Origin of the sequence: Trichocoleus sp. FACHB-262, assembly GCF_014696035.1 — a bacterium.
GTDB lineage: Bacteria > Cyanobacteriota > Cyanobacteriia > FACHB-46 > FACHB-46 > Trichocoleus.
The window spans coordinates 227,523-244,312 of record NZ_JACJPK010000086.1 but is presented as its reverse complement, the minus strand read 5'-3'; the positions used below and the strand labels follow the sequence as shown (position 1 = coordinate 244,312).

The window sequence follows — 16,790 nt, the reverse complement described above, 5'->3', positions numbered from 1 at the left end:
AGAAATCGTACAATGGAAGTTTGTAAAGTTTTGGCTGATTCTAAACATTTGGAGTTGTTATTAGCTGGGTTCGAATAATCTAAGTAGAGTTGGGGAATGATAGAAATTGGCACATCCCCGATGCTCTGAGTGCAAAATTCTAAACTATCGGTAGGTTGCTGCTGATATTTCACCCCCTAAGGTCTAGCAAGCTGGAATGAATGTGTCTGTGAGCGTAATGCCGTCAACGAGTCTATCCGCCCCGTCAGCTCCTTTATTCTTGGAGAATCTACCCGATCCAGACTTAAGCGCTGGCGTTTGTCCCCGTCGAGCTCGCTTAGAAATTGACCTGATGCTTTTGGCAATTGAAGCACTGGACCTAGGCGGCTCTGAAGCGATTTTGTCAGTGGCGAAGGAGTTGGAACTCCAGGGGATTATTAAGAATCGGGTCGCTTTGTGGCGCATACGCAGCACCAACCCACTTCGTCGTTATAGCCAGCGCCAGCCCTTGACTTTAGTAGAAGCTAAGGCCCTCGTCGCGATCGCCTGTCACTTAGCTCGTCGCCTGACCGTGGTGATTCGCCAGTTATTGCTCGCCTACCAGCAACTCACAGAAAAGCAACTTTCAGTAGAGCATCACTTCCGTTTGTATGACTACCTAGAGCGCTTCCGGGCGCACTTCCGGGCCAGAATGAACCCCCGACGCGCTGGGGTTCTAGCCTACAGCTCCGATGAGAAACTGAACGAATTGGCGCTGAGTTTGCTAGGCAAATTACTCTTCTGCACTGGCACCTTTGGTATGCAACGGTTTTGGATTAGTTTGTTTGATGGAGAGGTAGAATGACGATTCAACGTCAATACAGCTTGCCTAACTGCACGCTGGTTTTAGAAGGATTAAGCGATCCGACTGCCTCCATGAATCCGGCTGAAATGCGGCCTTTGATGTCGATTTTGATCAACGCCGAGTGTCGGATTTCTGGACGAGAGCAACCCATCTCCGGTGGACGTGACTTTTTTGTCGCTTTAGTAGCTGCCGTGAGCCGCTATGCCCAAGAGTTTCTGAGCGGCATCCACCTACCTGTCTCCTCCTCAGCTGTTCAAATACAGGGGGTGGATCGGAAGCAACATCGCTTAGTTGTGCAGCCTCCAGAAGACGCAGCCAAAGAGACAACGCGTCCCACCCAGGTCGATTTAAACACGGTGCAGCTATTCGATCTGGTGGATGCGATAGATCAATTTTTTGCCGACGCCCAAACCTTGCCTGACCTGACCCTACAGTTAGCCCCTGTCTCGAAGCGCTATACTGTGGCTCGTCAGATTACAGCGGAACGAGTAGTGCCCGCTGCCATAGGGGTATCCAGCTTGGCTCTTACTGCTGTGGCTCTTTTCTTCATTCCCATTCCTGAAGTTCAGAAGCCTAAAGATCCAACTCCTCAGTCAAATACTAGTCAGTCGCAAGAACCCTCACCTACAGGTGCTGCTAGCCCTTCCCCTCAGACAGCCGCAGCCCTACAAACCAGTCCTACTACTTCTCCTACCCCTTCGCCAGCAGCTTCTACAACACCTAGTCCTGCTAGTACAACTCAGCCCAACCTAGAGGACGTGCAAGCCGCTCTGGCTGCTGCACCAGAGATCACTGATCCAACGCAACTCGATAGTTTGAGCAAAAAGGTATACGACCAAATCGACCAGTCTTGGAAGCAAGAGCCAGAGTTCGAGCAGGAACTAGTGTATCGAGTCAGTGTTGCCCAAGATGGGGCGATCCTGGGCTACAGAGAAGCTGAGAATACACCTACTGGAGCGGCTCAGCAAACTCCTTTGCTCGACCTTCTGTACATTCCTGCCAATGGTGGCAGCCTTGCGCAAGAGCCAGTTGGTCAGTTCCGAGTGGTCTTCCGGCCCAATGGCGTGTTGCAAGTCAGCCCTTGGGGTGGTTATAGCGCTCCACCCAGCCCTAATTCAGAAATTACTGACTCATCGGCGATTGAAGATTTGACTGGTAAGCTCTACGACCAAATCGACAGGAATTGGAAAGAGAAGCCTACCTTTGAGCGGGAGTTGGTTTACCGGGTGAATGTCGCACCGGATGGTTCGATCGCCAATTATGAGCCAGTCAATCAGCCTGGTTCTGACTATGTAGAAGATACGCCTTTGCCCACCTTGCTCAAGTCTGATGCTGCCTCTGCTCAGAATGACTCTGCTCAGAACAACTCTGCCCAGAATAATTCTGCTCAGAATAACGCTGCCAACCAAGCTTCCCTAGCCCCTTTTAAGGTGGTATTTAAGCCCAATGGGGTGCTGCAAGTCAGTCCTTGGCGCGGCTACCAGTAACTGCGAGATTACCCTAACGCTCATTTGGTCTACAGATGCGACTGGGGGCCTGTCCAAATGCTATTGACCGAGCGACCAAACACTTGGGGGCGATCGCGGGGGGCGGCAGTGGTCTGACCTGCAAGATCCACGGTCCACAAGGGCCAAGGAGACTCACCCATGTTGCCCGCTTGGAATAAGGTTTGCTCCGGGTGAGCTTGACTCCATCCGAGCAGGACCGCATTGGTATATTGAATCCGAGTCGGTGCCACTGTGCTGGTACGGTTCAATAGGCGATCCCAAATGACAGCGTAGTCCGAAGCAATATCTGACCCAAAAATAGACTCAAACTCCCTCGCTAAGATGCGATCGCCTGTTGCAGACCAAGCAATAGGAACCAGAATCGCGATCGTGCCTGCCACTGCCTCTGCTGGATTACCTTCCGTTGGCTGACCAGACATGGAGAGCGGAGAAGAAGCAGTGATTGTTCTTAAATCTCCAGTTCTCAAGTTCTCCAGAAACAAAACGCTGCTAACCCAACTTTGAGTGAAGTCTGGGTGAACCTGCATTTGAATTCGGCTGTAGGCTACGTACTGTCCATCGGGAGAAATGAGAGACTGGCTCCGGTAATACTGCCTATGAGCAGCTTCACTATCTTCGGTTACCGTCAGGTTGGCTAGAACCCAATTCCAAGGAATGGGGTGGGGGCTATTGAGGGGATCAAGTTGAACTGAAGATGAGCGCATGGGAGAAACAGTCTCAGGAACCGCAATACCAGCATCAGTAGCGCATCAGTAGCCAAGAGCGAATGCCCAACTAAGCTGGATGTAAAATGAGTTGAAGCATTAAACCAATCAAGCTGGCGTTTTCGATTGTCTGGGGCAACGCCTATGAGCTGGGCCAATCCTTTTAACTATGTATAACAACCGGAGGTGAAGGAGGTTTTACAGTTCATCAAAGTTTTCATGCACCGTAACGTTTCTTAGCCCAACCTCGAAAACTCCCGAAGAAATTCTAATTTGCTCAATTGGTTCCCGGAGTTGAGATAGCATCACAAGTGAATTGTTTTTAGATTGATTAGTTAGCGTGACTCCCGTTTCCAAAGCAAACTCTTCTACGACAATGCCACCAAGGCAAAATTGGCCGCTTTTGGTATTTATTTTTAGACTCCTGCTCTTGCTGGTGGGAGGGGGATTTGCTTGGCTGGCTGGGGTAGTAGTCGCTACTTTCTATCCGCTTGCCAATCCAGAAGTGCCTTTTTTTGAAAAGGTGTTGCGCCGTTCCAGCGACTGGGTGACTCAGGTCAAACAGTTGCCCGAAGTTTGGACCCAACCGAGTGCTTCGCCTCAGTCTAATGCTGCGCCTGTTGCTCCTAGCCCCACGGTGGAAGTGAGTCCCTTACCTTCGCTCACCCCCACCCAACAAGAGCAAGTCCAGACAGAGGTAGCTCAGCTAGAAGCGAGTGTGCAAACGTTGAGCGATCGCCTCACCAGCTTAGAAACTCAGCTAGGAACAAACTGGGGTTCGGAACCTTTAGAAAACCGTCTGGCTATCTTGACTCAACAGCTAGCAGCAGCATCTGGCCAAGAATTGCCGAGTCCTGCTCCTACCACGGCTGCCGCTCCCGCGATCGCTCCCGTCGCAAACGCGATTAATAGCACTGGTACTTATCCAGGCGATCGCTTAACAGTCACGCTACCCAGTGATTTGCTGTTTAGACAAGGCCAAGCGGGCTTAAATCCGCAGACACGCAATCTGCTAGATAGCATAGTTGGAGACTTACGCAATTACCCAGGAGCCTCAGTCCAAGTAGCAGCTCACACGGATAATGTAGGTGAAGCAGAGGTCGTTCCAGATGCCTCGTTTCAGCAGGCACAAATGGTCCAGCAATATCTTGCCAGTACCCTAGGCAACGACTATCACTGGGTGGTAGTTGGTTATGGTGCAGCCTATCCCCTAGCAGAAAACAATAGTGCTCCTAATCGTCAGCGGAATCGGCGGATTGAAATCGTCATTGATCCCCGATAAAGTGTGGATTCTGAATCAAATTTGCCACAAAGCATGAGAGTTGTTTTCTTCGGTACGCCCCAATTTGCGGTTCCCAGTTTGGAGCAGCTGCTCAATCATCCTGAGTTTGAAGTGGTAGCAGTGATTAGCCAACCCGACAAACGTCGCGGGCGGGGTAATCAGCTGACTGCTTCACCTGTTAAAACAGTGGCTTTGGCGCACCAGCTACCCGTTTGGCAACCCCAGCGGATTAAAAAAGATCCTGAAACATTAGAGCAACTAGCAGCTTTACAAGCCGATGCCTTTGTAGTGGTAGCTTATGGGCAAATTCTCTCTCAGCAGATTTTGGATATGCCCCGACTGGGATGTGTAAATGGGCATGGGTCCATTTTGCCTCGATACCGTGGGGCAGCTCCGATTCAGTGGTGCCTCTATCACGGTGAAGCTGAGACGGGCATTACCACCATGCTGATGGATGCGGGCATGGATACGGGGCCAATGCTACTCAAGGCTACGACTCCGATTGGGTTACTGGATACAGCCCAAGCGCTAGCTACTCAGTTAGCAAAGTTGAGCGCGGATTTGTTAGTGGAAACCTTGCTGAAGCTAGAGCGCCAAGAAGTTGAACCCACCCCACAGGATGCCGAGGCTGCAACTTACGCTCCCCTAATTCAAAAGCAAGATTACTGGCTAGATTGGTCGCGATCGGCGATCGCCCTCCACAACCAAATTCGCGGTTTCTTTCCTAACTGTGTGGCAAATTTCCGAGATACTGCCCTCAAGATTGAATCAACCCTGCCCTTAGGGCCTGCCTACTGGGATCTGCTGCCCGCTGAATTCCGCACCGTGGCAGCAGACTGGCCAGAGTTAAGTGCTCAGTTAAGTGCCCAGCAAATTTCTCCGGGGTCAGTCGTGCAGATTGCTAAAGGCTTGGGGCCGATTGTGCAAACGGGGGATGGTTTATTATTGCTGCGAGACGTGAAATTAGCAGGAAAGCGATCGCAATCAGGCTGGGATTTTGCCAATGGTGCTCGCTTAGAAGTGGGGGAAGTCTTAGGCAACGGCCAAGAGTTTTGAGACTAAACCGACTGCTCGTAAAACTGACAAGCTTCACAAGGGCCTTCAGGATTGACCGCACAACGAATCAGTTCAGACTGAGCATTAAAGCGACAACTGACATCGCCCAGAACCCAGCGCCCTGCCACTAAACTTCTTTCTAGAGGGCGTGGGGCAGACTGGACATAAAGGGCGATCTTATGCAGTTGGTAACGGCCAGCTCTGAGCTGATAGCGATGATGACGTTCTAAAACCGCGTAGGTTTTGCCGTTTAAATCCAAGTAAGAACCAGGCTGAGGAGACCAGTCAAGCTGGACATTGCCAATGGTTTGTTGTGGGTGGGTGAGAATCACCTCGGTGGATAAAGTGGGTTGCTCCATGAGTGCTGCTGTAATTCGACTGGGCTCCGGCTGACATTAGTAGAGATGCTAACGCATTTATCCCCAGCCACCTTTTGCAGTCTAAATTCCAGAGAGCACCTCGAAAAAAAACTAGCTCACCAAAGAAAAACTAAATTTTCGGTAACTTGACGATAAAGCTGGTTCCTTGGCCTTCACTACTTTGGACCTCAATCGTCCCTTGATGGGCTTCAACAATACTCTTGGCCAGAAATAATCCTAATCCCCATCCTGTTTTATCCTCTGCAGAGACGGTTCGGCGAAATTGTTGAAATAGGATGGATTGAGCCTCTGGGGCAATCGGATTGCCTTCATTGTGCAAGGTGAGGGTGATCAGCGTTTCACTTTGTTGGAGCGTGAGTGTAATCGGTGTGTTAGGGGCTCCATATTTCACCGCGTTAATTGCTAAGTTTTCAATCACTCGCCGGATTTCTTTAGGGCTACATTGGGTCCTGACACCAGAATCCGAGACTATAACAAACCGGTTGCCATAAGTGAAGTTCAAATCCTCCACTACGTCCTGGACTAGAATCTCTAAGTCGCATTCTTCAAATGCAAAGTTCAAACTCTGCCCTGCCCGTAACCGACTGGCATCGAGGAGATTTTGAATCATTGCGTCGAGGCGATCGATCGCAGTGATCATTCTCGCTGCCACATCAATGTGGGCGTCCCCCCGTTCTAGGCGGCGCAGAATCAACTGGGTTCCCATCTTGATGACATTGATGGGATTTTTGAGGTCGTGAGTTAGCGTCACCATAAACAGCTCTTGAACATCTCGTAGTGTCTGGGAAAATTGGGTCGCAGCGTCATTAACAGCTTGCTCAATAGAGCCAATAATGATGTCTCGTTCCCGCACACCTAGAGGTGCTTCTGCTTCTAAAACTTGAAAGATAACTTGACGGAGGATGTGATACTCAAGAATTAGCTGGCTCATGGAGTAGTCTGCGTACCCCGCCCGTTCGTGCCCATGCAGCTTGCCGATCCGAGTGCTCTCTACTTCGTCGGATGCAATGCGGTCAGGAGTTCTGTCGATTGTGGTTGAGAGTTCATCAGTCAGTTGGTCTAAGTAAAGGGGTAGCGAATTTCGCAAGACCAAAGAGTTTTGATGCATGGAGGCATTGACTTCATCACGCGCCCGCTTCTCCCATATCTGCATGATGCGTGGGGCATTTTGCTTAAGCTGTTCAGAGGCTTGGTTAGACATCGTTTTTGAGGCTTAGCAGGAGTGGAAGTAGAGACAAGTTTCTAAAACGTGGACGTGAGCTGTGTTCCCCTAGATTTATTGCTTAGCTTCTAATGCTAAAACCCTTAATCTAAAAAAGTAATACGGACAGCGCGCCGCGATCGCTTGGTTGAGCCATGCCGTTTACTGAGTTACCTGGACGAGAAATTGCTCGAAGGTCTGGACAGAACGCAGGGCTATTTGAACCAGCGGCCAACCAACTAAGCAAATTAATCCTGCCCAGCGCAAGCTGATATCTAAGCCTTGACGAACAGCCAGAATCACGGTCAGCAAGCTCCAGAGGGCAAGGGCAAATTCTATGGGTGAGCCTAGCAAAGGAATCAGCGTCAAAAAGTTAAATGCTTGCGGCGCGTAGGCAAAGCCGATCGGAATCAACAATTCGCCGTAAGTCGGTTGGCTAGAGCGCAACCACTGACCAAGCTGCCAAATTGTAGCCGTCCAAAAATAGTAACCTGCGACCACTGCGAGACCATCAATTAAGAGAGCGATGCCCAGAATTGGGATTGAGGCGCGATTTGTGATCAAAATAACGGCGCTGCCCAGCATGTGCGACAAAGCCGCCAAAATCACGATCGCGCGAGCGATACTACGATTTCGGGATGTGTTTAAGGCGTTTTCATAGAACTCAGCATTCAAAGCGATCGCGTTCCAAAGAGTTTGAACCAATGTCGCCTTGGTTTCTCGGTCCCTTATGTGTTCACTCACAATGGCTCCTATGACTGGTGATGCTACTACTGGTGATGGATGACAGCCTTGAGTAGGATACGGTACAAAATCAACTCATGTTCAACTTCATAGGACGTCTACTTCTGTGGTTGCGGGGTGGTAGCCTCAAGCTTCTGGCCTTGGCAGGCATTATCCTGCTGGTCTGGGGCACAGTTTCGCCTGTGGGAACTCTGATTTGGTGGCTGAATGAAAGTGCAGAGACTTTAGGTCTTAGGAAAAGCTCGGCCAAACGCTTACTTCCTAGCGATCGCGCTCAAGGTGCTCCTCGTAAGCCCATTAACTGCTACATCGTCTTTTTGACTGGGGTCGGAGACTTTTCCGCCAACCAGCTTACGCCTGGGGAAGAATATTTTCTCAATCAGCTAGATCAAGCTCATCCTGATTGCGTCACGGTGCGAGACGTATTTCCTTACTCTGCCGCCAACGAAAGTTTGGGTGGCCGACGGCTCTTAGCTCCTGTCTGGCGCTTTGCTGACAATGCTGACGGTTGGCTAAGAGCAGCTAGTATGTTGATCCAAATTCGCAATTTGTGGCGCTTTGCCATTTCCGCAGACGATCGCTATGGCCCGCTGTACAACCAAGGCATTGCCACTGCCATCATCGATCGCATGAATGCGGCTCATCCCATCACCCCAGCAACTCAGCGACCCTTAAAAATAATTTTGATGAGTACGAGTGGTGGCACCCAGGTTTCCTTGGGAGCGGCTGAGTATCTGGACCAGTGGCTAGACACAAAAGTTTTGGTAGTTTCCGTAGGTGGCGTATTTTCGGGAACCGATGGCTTCGGGGCTGCGGAGCGAGTGTATCACCTGCAAGGCAAGCGAGACTGGGTTGAAGACATCGGCCAAGTTGTATTTCCCTCGCGTTGGCCTTGGACAGTTGGTTCTCCATTTCACCAAGCCCAATGGCAAGGCCGCTACAGTGTCCATGACACCGGGCCTCACGACCATGATGGCCCCAAGGGTTACTTTGGAGAAGCGATTGCCCCCCCAGGACAAACCCAAAAAGGGCAACCCAAATATGTGGACTTAACGCTACAGGTGGTAAATCAACTACCGATCTGGACGGACTCTCCAACCGACTAAAGCACTCCGTAACAGGACTTTAATATCGATTGCGAAATTCTGGGCTGGCTTTCATACTCAGGGAGAAGTCAATCCAAAATTCTGCTGCCATGTCATCACCACAGAAAATAGCCAGGCGGCGCTTAGCTGCTCGTCGCAACCTCTGGTTTGAACGAGTGATGGCAATTTTGGCGTCTGCTAATCTGCTGCTAGTGCTGTTTGACGTGAGTTACATACCGCTGCGGGATTTCTACCTGTTGCGCTTACCTCGCCTGATTCCTCCTGCCGGAAACCTAACCAAGCTATATGACCCTATAAAAGGGATTGAACCGCATCGGGACACCCAAAATTACTTGCAGGCCGTCGCTGATTTAGAAGCGCAAGTGGAGAAAACGGGGATCAGCTCTCCGGAGGTCGAGCCGTACCTAGAGCAGTTGCGTAATCTCAGCACTGAAATGGTCGATACCGATCCCTTCCGAGTCGCTGACAAGAGTGGCACTCTGGAGAAAATCAAAAATCGGATGCGGGAGCACATCTACGATCAGCGCCGCCGCGTTTCTTCTCGCCAATCCTTTAATCGTTTTTGGAGTCAAGACCATTTACTGCAAGCAGGATGGCGCGGTGAAATTGACTTCTTTAATCAAGAAATTCGTCCTTTAATTGCAACCAACTATTTTCGGTCCCTAGGGGAAACGGGAGATTTCGTCAGTTATTTTTGGCGCATTGATCTGCCTTTCGCGATTGTTTTTGGCGTGGAATTCTTAGCTCGAACTTTTTATATCAGCCGCCGCCATAAAGGTGTCAGTTGGCTCGATGCTATGCTGTGGCGCTGGTATGACGTGTTTTTATGGTTGCCTTTTTGGTTCTGGTTGCCCTCTTGGCGGTTGCTGCGGATTATTCCTGTGACTATTCGCCTGCATCAAGCCAAACTGGTTGACTTAGACTTTGTGATCGCTCAGATCAATCGTGGGTTCGTAGCCAACTTCGCCGAAGAATTAACTGAAGTGGTAGTGATCCGTGTAATTAACCAAATCCAGGGATCAGTTCAGCGCGGCGAGGTGACACGCTGGCTATTTCGTTCACCCAGCGCCCGTGGTTACATCGACATCAACAACACGAATGAAGTAGAAGCGATCGCCACTCTCCTAGTCAAGCTGGTGGTGTATGAGGTGCTGCCGAAGATTCAACCTGACCTCGAAGCTATTCTGCGCCACAGCGTGGAGAGCGGACTGCGACAGTTGCCTCTCTACCAAGGCTTGCAACAAGTGCCGGGGGTGCGGGATTTGCCAACCCAACTCGCCGATCAAGTGGTTACCAATGTGACTCAAACCGCTTACCAAGCTTTAGTCGCTGCTTTAGAAGACCCAGTTGGAGCGCAACTCTCTAGCCAGCTTGTACAACATTTCGCTGAAGCCCTAGGCTCAGAAGTGCAAAACCAGCAAACTCTACATAAAATTCAAGGGCTGCTCTCCGACCTCCTGGAAGAAGTGAAGGTGAACTACATTCAGCGCCTCTCGGAAGAAGACATGGAGGGTGTCCTAGAGCAAACTCATCAGCTCCATCAAATTGTTAAAAAGTAAAGGCTAAGAAATCATGCTTCAAAGCGCAATTTCCTAGAAAAATAGGTCCATCAATCTGCCTCAATGCAGACTTTCCAGGGTTGATCTAGGCCCATCTGCCTATTCCAAAATGGGTGCGCTAAACTATAATCATGTGGGTTTGGGGCTACCCAAATCTAAGCGGTGATTTCATGAAAGTAACTATTTCATGGGGAGTGGGTCGTTACCCACTTTTTTTATTGATAGGGTCTGTGATAAATCTCTACGAACTTGAGAATTTGTCAAAGTAGATCATTGTGTAGCTCCGCTTACACATCACCCCTGATAGTCCCACTTTATAAAGTATGGATGTACAGCAAGCCGAAATAGTCGTTGGAGCTTGACGAAGGAGATAAGACAATGGCTCACCCTTTGATCCCACAAATTATTGACATTGCAACGCCCGTTGCCGCAACTTTGGGATTAGATGTGGTTGGGGCTGTGTTTCACACAAATCAAAGCCCTCCGATTTTGCGCGTAGACATCCGCAACCTCCAGGAAGACACTGGACTGGAGGACTGTGAACGGATGAGCCGTGCCCTAGAAGCGGCTTTAGATCTAGCTGATATTATTCCCGATACCTATGTACTGGAAATTTCCAGTCCTGGTATTTCTCGGTCGCTTACCAGCGATCGCGAGTTCATTTCATTTAAAGGGTTTGCTGTGGTTGTCAGCACTTCAGAGCCTTACGAAGGAAAAAAAGAGTGGCAAGGACTACTGGTGCGGCGCGATGACACGGCTGTTTACATCAACCAAAAAGGGCGAGCGATCGCTATTCCTCAAGCCTTGGTGACTAGAGTGCAACTCGATGAGCAACGTTAGCCCTGGCTACTAGTGATGGGTTCATCGACAAACCAACACGAGCTAATCAGCGTAGAAGCGGTTTCTAACTTGAGCAAATTGCCGGATGAGGCCATCCCTATCTAGCCAGCGTTAATTCCTGACGACTCACTGCTTCATTTAATCTTTCAAAATTATGGAGGTGTTACTGATATGTCAATGGTTCCTCTGCCTGGACTCAAAGTCATGATTGATAGTATTAGCCAGGAGCGTAATCTGCCGAAGCATGCGGTGCAAGCAGCATTGCGTGAAGCGCTCCTCAAAGGCTATGAGCGCTATCGACGGACTCAGCGCCTCGATCACGTCAATTTTGATGAAGAATACTTTGACAATTTTGAGGTAGAGCTTGATCCCGAAGAAGAAGGATTTCGCATTTTATCTACCAAGACGATTGTCGAAGCAGTGAATAATGCCGACCACCAAATTGCTTTAGAAGAAGTGCAAGAAGTGGCTGCCGAAGCTCAACTGGGTGACACCGTGATTTTAGATGTCACCCCTGACCAAGGAGAGTTTGGTCGGATGGCTGCCATTCAAACCAAGCAAGTACTGGCCCAAAAACTCCGGGATCAACAGCGCAAGTTAGTCCAAGAAGAGTTTCAAGAATTAGAGAGCACAGTACTACAAGCCAGAGTGCTACGGTTCGAACGTCAATCTGTGATCATGGCGGTCAGCAGTGGGTTTGGTCAGCCAGAGGTAGAAGCTGAATTACCCAAGCGAGAGCAATTGCCCAACGATAACTATCGGGCTAACGCCACATTCAAGGTTTACCTGAAGCGAGTTTCTGAAGGCTCGCATCGGGGGCCGCAGCTGCTCGTATCTAGAGCTGACGCAGGCTTAGTGGTGTATCTGTTTGCTAACGAAGTCCCAGAAATCGAAGATGAAGTCGTACGCATTGTTGCCGTAGCCAGAGAAGCTAATCCACCTTCTCGCTATGTTGGCCCGCGTACCAAAATTGCCGTCGACACCTTAGAGCGTGATGTAGACCCAGTAGGCGCTTGCATCGGAGCCAGAGGTTCCCGGATCCAAGTCGTGGTGAACGAGCTACGTGGCGAAAAAATTGATGTGATTCGCTGGTCTCCTGACCCATCAACTTACATTGCCAATGCTCTTAGCCCTGCCCGCGTGGATGAAGTGCGCTTAGTTGATCCCGAAGAGCGCCAAGCTCACGTTCTAGTAGCCGAAGACCAGCTCAGTCTTGCCATCGGTAAGGAAGGGCAAAACGTGCGTTTAGCAGCACGTCTGACAGGTTGGAAAATTGACATCAAAGATATTGCCAAGTACGACTACGAAGCTGAAAACCGAAAGATTGAGGCTTTAGCAGAAGCACGCCAGCGCTCTAGGCCAGTTGAGTATGAGGAAGAGTACGACGAAGAGTACGATGAAGAGTACTTGGAAGAAGATTATGCAGACTCTCCTGTAGAAGTGGAAGCTGGCGAGGATGAGAACTTAGCAACTTCTGAGACAGATGAAGCCCAGCCTGTTACCGAATAGCTTTGTCATAAAGTAGCTCCTAACCAGGTAGCTACGCCAGCCAAGGATGAGGGCATCAATAACCATCAATAGCAATGACTGGTGAATGACATGATGAAGCCTAACTACCGTCGGTGCGCTAGTTGTCGGAAGCTGGCTTCCAAACAGGATTTCTGGCGCATTGTGCGGGTGCATTCCTCGCAAACGGTACAATTAGATCAGGGCATGGGGCGCTCTGCTTACCTGTGTCCTGAGGTTAGTTGCTTGCAAGCCGCCCAGAAGAAAAATCGATTAGGGCGATCGTTAAAAGCTTCAGTACCACCTGATTTGTACCAAACCTTGGAACAGCGTTTGGCAAAAGCAAGGGCAGTCGATGGACTAAAACCAGATCGCGCTCTAGAATGAGAGAGTGGCAAATCCTCACTCTCCGAATAGGATTTAGCATGGATGTTGAGCTTGTAGGAGCATAATGACGGTATATTCTGGAATTGACAATCAAAATACAGGGGTAAAAAACTCTTGTCAGCAGCTAGGTGATCACCAAACGCAGGTTGTAGTCTACCTGCTGAGTTTGGTTCGGGAAAGTTAACACCAGGCGAGGATTAGTCAAAACCAGTATTTACAGGTTAATGAGGTTGCCCAGAAAGCATCACTAAGTGGCATCTCAACCGCCTGCAAACCTACAAAGATTCATGCAAGACTTTAAACAAGAAATCTGGTTACAAGCTAGAAATAGCTGTTTGTCTTCTGGAAAACACTCTCACAGCAGAGTGCAACTTTTCTCGTTTAAAGTTAAAAGAGGAAACGACGTTTAATATTCTAATGCGTCAGCAGATCAACCACTTGTAGTTAGTTTGCAAAACAGTAGGCCACTATGTAACACATTCAAGAGGGAAGAGTGGATGAATAACGGCAAAGTCAGAATTTACGAGCTATCAAAGGAACTAAATTTGGATAACAGGGATATACTAGCCGTTTGCGAACAGCTAAATATTTCAGTTAAGAGCCATAGCAGCACGATTACAGAAGGTGAGGCTGAGCGCATCCGTGCTGCTGCCGAGAAATATACAGCGACCCACTCCTCTCCTCCAAAGCCAGCGGCAGTCAGTCACGGTACGGGTGCCCAAGCCCGCGAAGCTGCCCAAGCTGCTGGCAGGAAGCCACAGATTTTAGAAATTCGTAGACCCAAAACGATTAGTCCCAACCAGCAGTCTGCCGACGATGGGAACGAACCCATCCCTCAAGCAGCTAAACCTAATCCTCAACCTCCTATTAATCAACCCTTGCAAACTCCTGTCAAACCAGCGGCCCCGAGTCGTCCAGCTCGCTCTGCACCCTCTGCACCTGAAAGTGCAGCTCCTGTTTCTATTCCCAATTCTCCCAGTTCCGAGACTCCTGTTGAAGTAGCTTCACCTGCTAGTGAGCCTGAAAAGCCTCAAGTTAAGCGGCCTCCTAGCATCACGGAAGAACCTGCTCCTCGTCCCAGAGTGAGTCACCAACCCACTATTCAGCCACAACAATTGGTGGCACCGCCCTCTAGGCCCGCTCCTCCTACGGCAAACCGCGCTCAAGCGAATCCTGCTAATCGTGTCGTCTTAAAGCGCGATCGCCCTGAGCGTCCTGAAGGGGGTACATCATCACCAAGTAGCCCTTCAGAGCCTAGAGTTGGCCAACCGCCCTCCGAAAGACGTTTCGACGCTCCGGCACGCCAGCGCGATCGCCCCGCTGCTGCTGGCTCGGACACTGATGAGCGGCGTCCTCAGCCTGTGACTGAGCTGAGACGTCCTGCCAGCCCTGCTAGACCTGTACGTCCCACTGCTCCCCGCGAAGGCCAGCCTGGTGCTTCCGGCGATCGCGCTGGAGGACACCAGGGGGAACGCTCAGAAGCGGCTGTGGGAGCAGGCCCAATCGATGAGCTGCGCCGACCCACCCTACCGCGCAATCTGAAGAAAGGTAAAAGTTGGGAAGAAGAAGAAGAGGAAAACGCAGAAAACGCGAAGGCTAAGGCTGGTCCGAAAGCTAAGCGGCGGCTTCAGCCTGTTCTCGATGACGAGGACATTGAAATTGAAGACCTCGACATTGACAGCATTGATGAAGAAGAGGAATTTGATGACGGCGAGGACGCTCCTGTTCAAGTGAGCCTCTCTCTAGCGCGTCCTGCTAAGCCTAAATCTCGTCCAGGCCAAGCTAGACCTGTTGCTGCTGCCCCAGCTGCCCCGAAGAGTAGAAAGTCAAGCCCTCGCGATCGCCGGGAACGTCGGGAGCAGGAAGCCAAGGTCGAGCGCCCCACCAAGATTACTCTGACCACAGGGTTGACAGTGCAAGAGCTGGCCTCCCTCCTAGCGGTCCCAGAAACAGAAATTATCCGGGCTCTTTTCTTCAAAGGCATTGCTGCCAACATTAACCAAACTCTGGATGTTCCCACCGCGAGCATGATTGCTCAAGAGATGGAAGTGGAAGTCGAGATGGCGGAGAAAGAGGCAGAAGCTCGGAAAGTTACCGAGATGCTAGATGCAGCAGATTTGGAACTTTTGCAGCGTCGTCCTCCAGTGGTTACGATCATGGGTCACGTAGACCACGGAAAAACCACCTTGCTCGACTCGATCCGCAAAACCAAAGTGGCTCAGGGAGAGGCAGGAGGCATTACCCAACATATTGGTGCCTACCACGTTGACGTTCCTCACGAAGGTGATGTACAGCAGGTTGTCTTCTTAGATACGCCAGGTCACGAAGCCTTTACCGCCATGCGAGCACGGGGTACGAGAGTCACTGATATCGCCATCCTGGTAGTTGCTGCGGATGATGGTGTTCGACCTCAAACGATTGAGGCTATTAGCCACGCCAAGGCGGCAGAAGTGCCTATTATCGTAGCCATCAACAAGATTGACAAAGAAGGCGCTCAGCTCGATCGCGTCAAGAACGAGTTGATGAACTATAACCTCGTACCGGAAGAGTACGGTGGTGACACCATCATGGTCCCAGTCAGTGCGATTAAAGGGGAAAATCTAGACACCTTGTTAGAAATGATTCTGCTGGTGTCAGAAGTAGAAGATCTCTACGCAAACCCAGATCGACCTGCTAAGGGAACAGTCATCGAAGCTCACCTCGACAAAGCTCGTGGTCCTGTTGCTTCTATGTTGGTCCAGAACGGTACCCTCCGTGTGGGCGATACCATCGTCGCAGGCTCAGCCTTGGGCAAAGTACGAGCAATGGTGGACGATCGCGGTCAGCGAGTCGAGGCAGCGGGTCCATCCTTCGCAGTGGAAATTCTCGGTCTAGGTGACGTTCCCGCTGCTGGTGATGAATTTGAAGTCTTCCAAGATGAGAAAGAAGCAAGGGCGGTGGCTTCGGCTAAGACCGATCAGCAACGTCAATCTCGTCTACAGCAGCAAGCCCTTGGTGCTCGTCGGATCACCCTCAACTCCTTGTCAGCTAAGGCTCAAGAAGGCGAACTGAAGGAACTCAACCTGATTCTAAAGGCGGATGTACAAGGGTCTGTAGAAGCAATTCTGGGATCACTGCAACAACTGCCTCAAAATGAAGTGCAGGTCCGGGTGCTGTTGTCTGCTCCGGGAGAGGTCACAGAGACTGACGTTGATCTGGCGTCAGCTAGTTCTGCCGTGATTATTGGGTTCAACACTACCCTGGCTAGCGGTGCGAGACAAGCTGCTGATGCAGCGGGTGTTGATATTCGTGAATACAACATTATCTATAAGCTCTTGGATGACATTCAAGGAGCAATGGAAGGTCTCCTAGAACCAGAAATGGTCGAAGAACCGCTGGGTCAGGTAGAAGTTCGGGCTGTCTTCCCAGTGGGTCGAGGCGCAGTAGCAGGTTGCTATGTCCTCTCTGGTAAGGCAATTCGTAACTGTAATGCGCGGGTTCGCCGAGGCAGCAACGTCATTCACGAGGGCATCCTAGACTCGCTCAAGCGGATGAAGGAAGACGCCAAGGAAGTCAATGCTGGCTATGAGTGCGGTGTTGGCATGAGTAGCTTCCATGATTGGGTTGAAGGGGACATCATTGAAACCTTCCGAATGGTAACGAAGCGCCGGACCTTGTCAGCTAGCTAAAAACTGAATTAGATAGATTTGTCGGT

At 50.4% G+C, this 16,790-nt stretch carries 14 protein-coding genes; 10 read left to right on the top strand and 4 right to left on the bottom strand.

Translation table 11 applies throughout. The features are described 5' to 3' along the window. The first annotated feature begins 217 nt into the window (after positions 1-217). Entirely contained in the window at positions 218-823 is a 606-nt protein-coding gene (locus H6F68_RS18615; protein ID WP_206755423.1) for a DUF3038 domain-containing protein, read from the top strand. Then, a complete protein-coding gene (locus tag H6F68_RS18610) occupies positions 820-2,310 on the top strand; it encodes a DUF4335 domain-containing protein (RefSeq protein WP_190561269.1) in 1,491 nt (496 codons plus the stop codon). The genes H6F68_RS18615 and H6F68_RS18610 overlap by 4 nt, the downstream gene beginning before the upstream one ends. 29 nt (positions 2,311-2,339) lie before the next feature. Here the strand turns inward: H6F68_RS18610 and H6F68_RS18605 are convergent, their stop codons facing one another. Then, entirely contained in the window at positions 2,340-3,035 is a 696-nt protein-coding gene (locus H6F68_RS18605) for a hypothetical protein (protein WP_190561267.1), read from the bottom strand. 376 nt (positions 3,036-3,411) lie between these two features. Between H6F68_RS18605 and H6F68_RS18600 the strand changes: the two genes are divergently transcribed. Together H6F68_RS18600 and fmt are read left to right on the top strand one after the other, a co-directional pair. Continuing rightward, a complete protein-coding gene (locus tag H6F68_RS18600; protein ID WP_190561265.1) occupies positions 3,412-4,317 on the top strand; it encodes an OmpA family protein in 906 nt (301 codons plus the stop codon). Positions 4,318-4,320: 3 nt separating this feature from the next. Beyond that, entirely contained in the window at positions 4,321-5,373 is a 1,053-nt protein-coding gene (gene fmt, locus H6F68_RS18595; protein ID WP_399314480.1) for a methionyl-tRNA formyltransferase, read from the top strand. 2 nt (positions 5,374-5,375) lie between these two features. Here fmt and H6F68_RS18590 read toward each other — a convergent pair whose 3' ends face one another. The 3 genes from H6F68_RS18590 to H6F68_RS18580 form a co-directional block, all read right to left on the bottom strand. After that, entirely contained in the window at positions 5,376-5,732 is a 357-nt protein-coding gene (locus tag H6F68_RS18590) for a DUF6464 family protein (RefSeq protein ID WP_190561261.1), read from the bottom strand. 130 nt (positions 5,733-5,862) lie between these two features. Beyond that, positions 5,863-6,954: a sensor histidine kinase KdpD gene (locus tag H6F68_RS28565; RefSeq protein ID WP_199300163.1), complete on the bottom strand. Its 1,092-nt coding sequence runs from the start codon at positions 6,952-6,954 to the stop codon at positions 5,863-5,865. 162 nt (positions 6,955-7,116) lie between these two features. Then, entirely contained in the window at positions 7,117-7,698 is a 582-nt protein-coding gene (locus tag H6F68_RS18580; RefSeq protein ID WP_313930191.1) for a hypothetical protein, read from the bottom strand. 77 nt (positions 7,699-7,775) lie between these two features. Between H6F68_RS18580 and H6F68_RS18575 the strand changes: the two genes are divergently transcribed. From H6F68_RS18575 to infB, 6 genes are all read left to right on the top strand, one after another. Beyond that, a complete protein-coding gene (locus H6F68_RS18575) occupies positions 7,776-8,804 on the top strand; it encodes a hypothetical protein (RefSeq protein ID WP_190561259.1) in 1,029 nt (342 codons plus the stop codon). A gap of 89 nt (positions 8,805-8,893) precedes the next feature. Then, positions 8,894-10,363, top strand: a complete 1,470-nt coding sequence (locus tag H6F68_RS18570; RefSeq protein WP_199296198.1) for a hypothetical protein — start codon at positions 8,894-8,896, stop codon at positions 10,361-10,363. 378 nt (positions 10,364-10,741) lie between these two features. Continuing rightward, entirely contained in the window at positions 10,742-11,203 is a 462-nt protein-coding gene (rimP, locus tag H6F68_RS18565) for a ribosome maturation factor RimP (RefSeq protein WP_190434242.1), read from the top strand. A 171-nt stretch (positions 11,204-11,374) separates the two neighbouring features. Beyond that, positions 11,375-12,712 carry a transcription termination factor NusA gene (gene nusA / locus H6F68_RS18560; RefSeq protein WP_190561257.1) on the top strand — a complete coding sequence of 446 codons (1,338 nt, stop codon included), beginning with the start codon at positions 11,375-11,377 and terminating at the stop codon, positions 12,710-12,712. Between the two features lie 90 nt (positions 12,713-12,802). Continuing rightward, positions 12,803-13,096, top strand: a complete 294-nt coding sequence (locus H6F68_RS18555; protein ID WP_399314473.1) for a YlxR family protein — start codon at positions 12,803-12,805, stop codon at positions 13,094-13,096. A gap of 497 nt (positions 13,097-13,593) precedes the next feature. Continuing rightward, the gene (gene infB / locus H6F68_RS18550; RefSeq protein WP_190561255.1) at positions 13,594-16,764 is read left to right on the top strand and encodes a translation initiation factor IF-2; all 3,171 of its coding nucleotides are present in this window, start codon (positions 13,594-13,596) and stop codon (positions 16,762-16,764) included. Positions 16,765-16,790 lie beyond the last annotated feature (26 nt).

Excerpts from the sequence above, each read along its gene's own strand:
- nusA (WP_190561257.1), top strand. The coding sequence starts at position 11,375 with ATGTCAATGGTTCCTCTGCCTGGACTCAAAGTCATGATTGATAGTATT.
- H6F68_RS18555 (WP_399314473.1), top strand. The coding sequence starts at position 12,803 with ATGATGAAGCCTAACTACCGTCGGTGCGCTAGTTGTCGGAAGCTGGCT.
- H6F68_RS18610 (WP_190561269.1), top strand. The coding sequence starts at position 820 with ATGACGATTCAACGTCAATACAGCTTGCCTAACTGCACGCTGGTTTTA.
- H6F68_RS18600 (WP_190561265.1), top strand. The coding sequence starts at position 3,412 with ATGCCACCAAGGCAAAATTGGCCGCTTTTGGTATTTATTTTTAGACTC.
- infB (WP_190561255.1), top strand. The coding sequence starts at position 13,594 with ATGAATAACGGCAAAGTCAGAATTTACGAGCTATCAAAGGAACTAAAT.
- H6F68_RS18590 (WP_190561261.1), bottom strand. The coding sequence starts at position 5,732 with ATGGAGCAACCCACTTTATCCACCGAGGTGATTCTCACCCACCCACAA.
- H6F68_RS18605 (WP_190561267.1), bottom strand. The coding sequence starts at position 3,035 with ATGCGCTCATCTTCAGTTCAACTTGATCCCCTCAATAGCCCCCACCCC.
- H6F68_RS28565 (WP_199300163.1), bottom strand. The coding sequence starts at position 6,954 with ATGTCTAACCAAGCCTCTGAACAGCTTAAGCAAAATGCCCCACGCATC.
- rimP (WP_190434242.1), top strand. The coding sequence starts at position 10,742 with ATGGCTCACCCTTTGATCCCACAAATTATTGACATTGCAACGCCCGTT.
- H6F68_RS18615 (WP_206755423.1), top strand. The coding sequence starts at position 218 with ATGCCGTCAACGAGTCTATCCGCCCCGTCAGCTCCTTTATTCTTGGAG.
- H6F68_RS18570 (WP_199296198.1), top strand. The coding sequence starts at position 8,894 with ATGTCATCACCACAGAAAATAGCCAGGCGGCGCTTAGCTGCTCGTCGC.
- H6F68_RS18575 (WP_190561259.1), top strand. The coding sequence starts at position 7,776 with ATGTTCAACTTCATAGGACGTCTACTTCTGTGGTTGCGGGGTGGTAGC.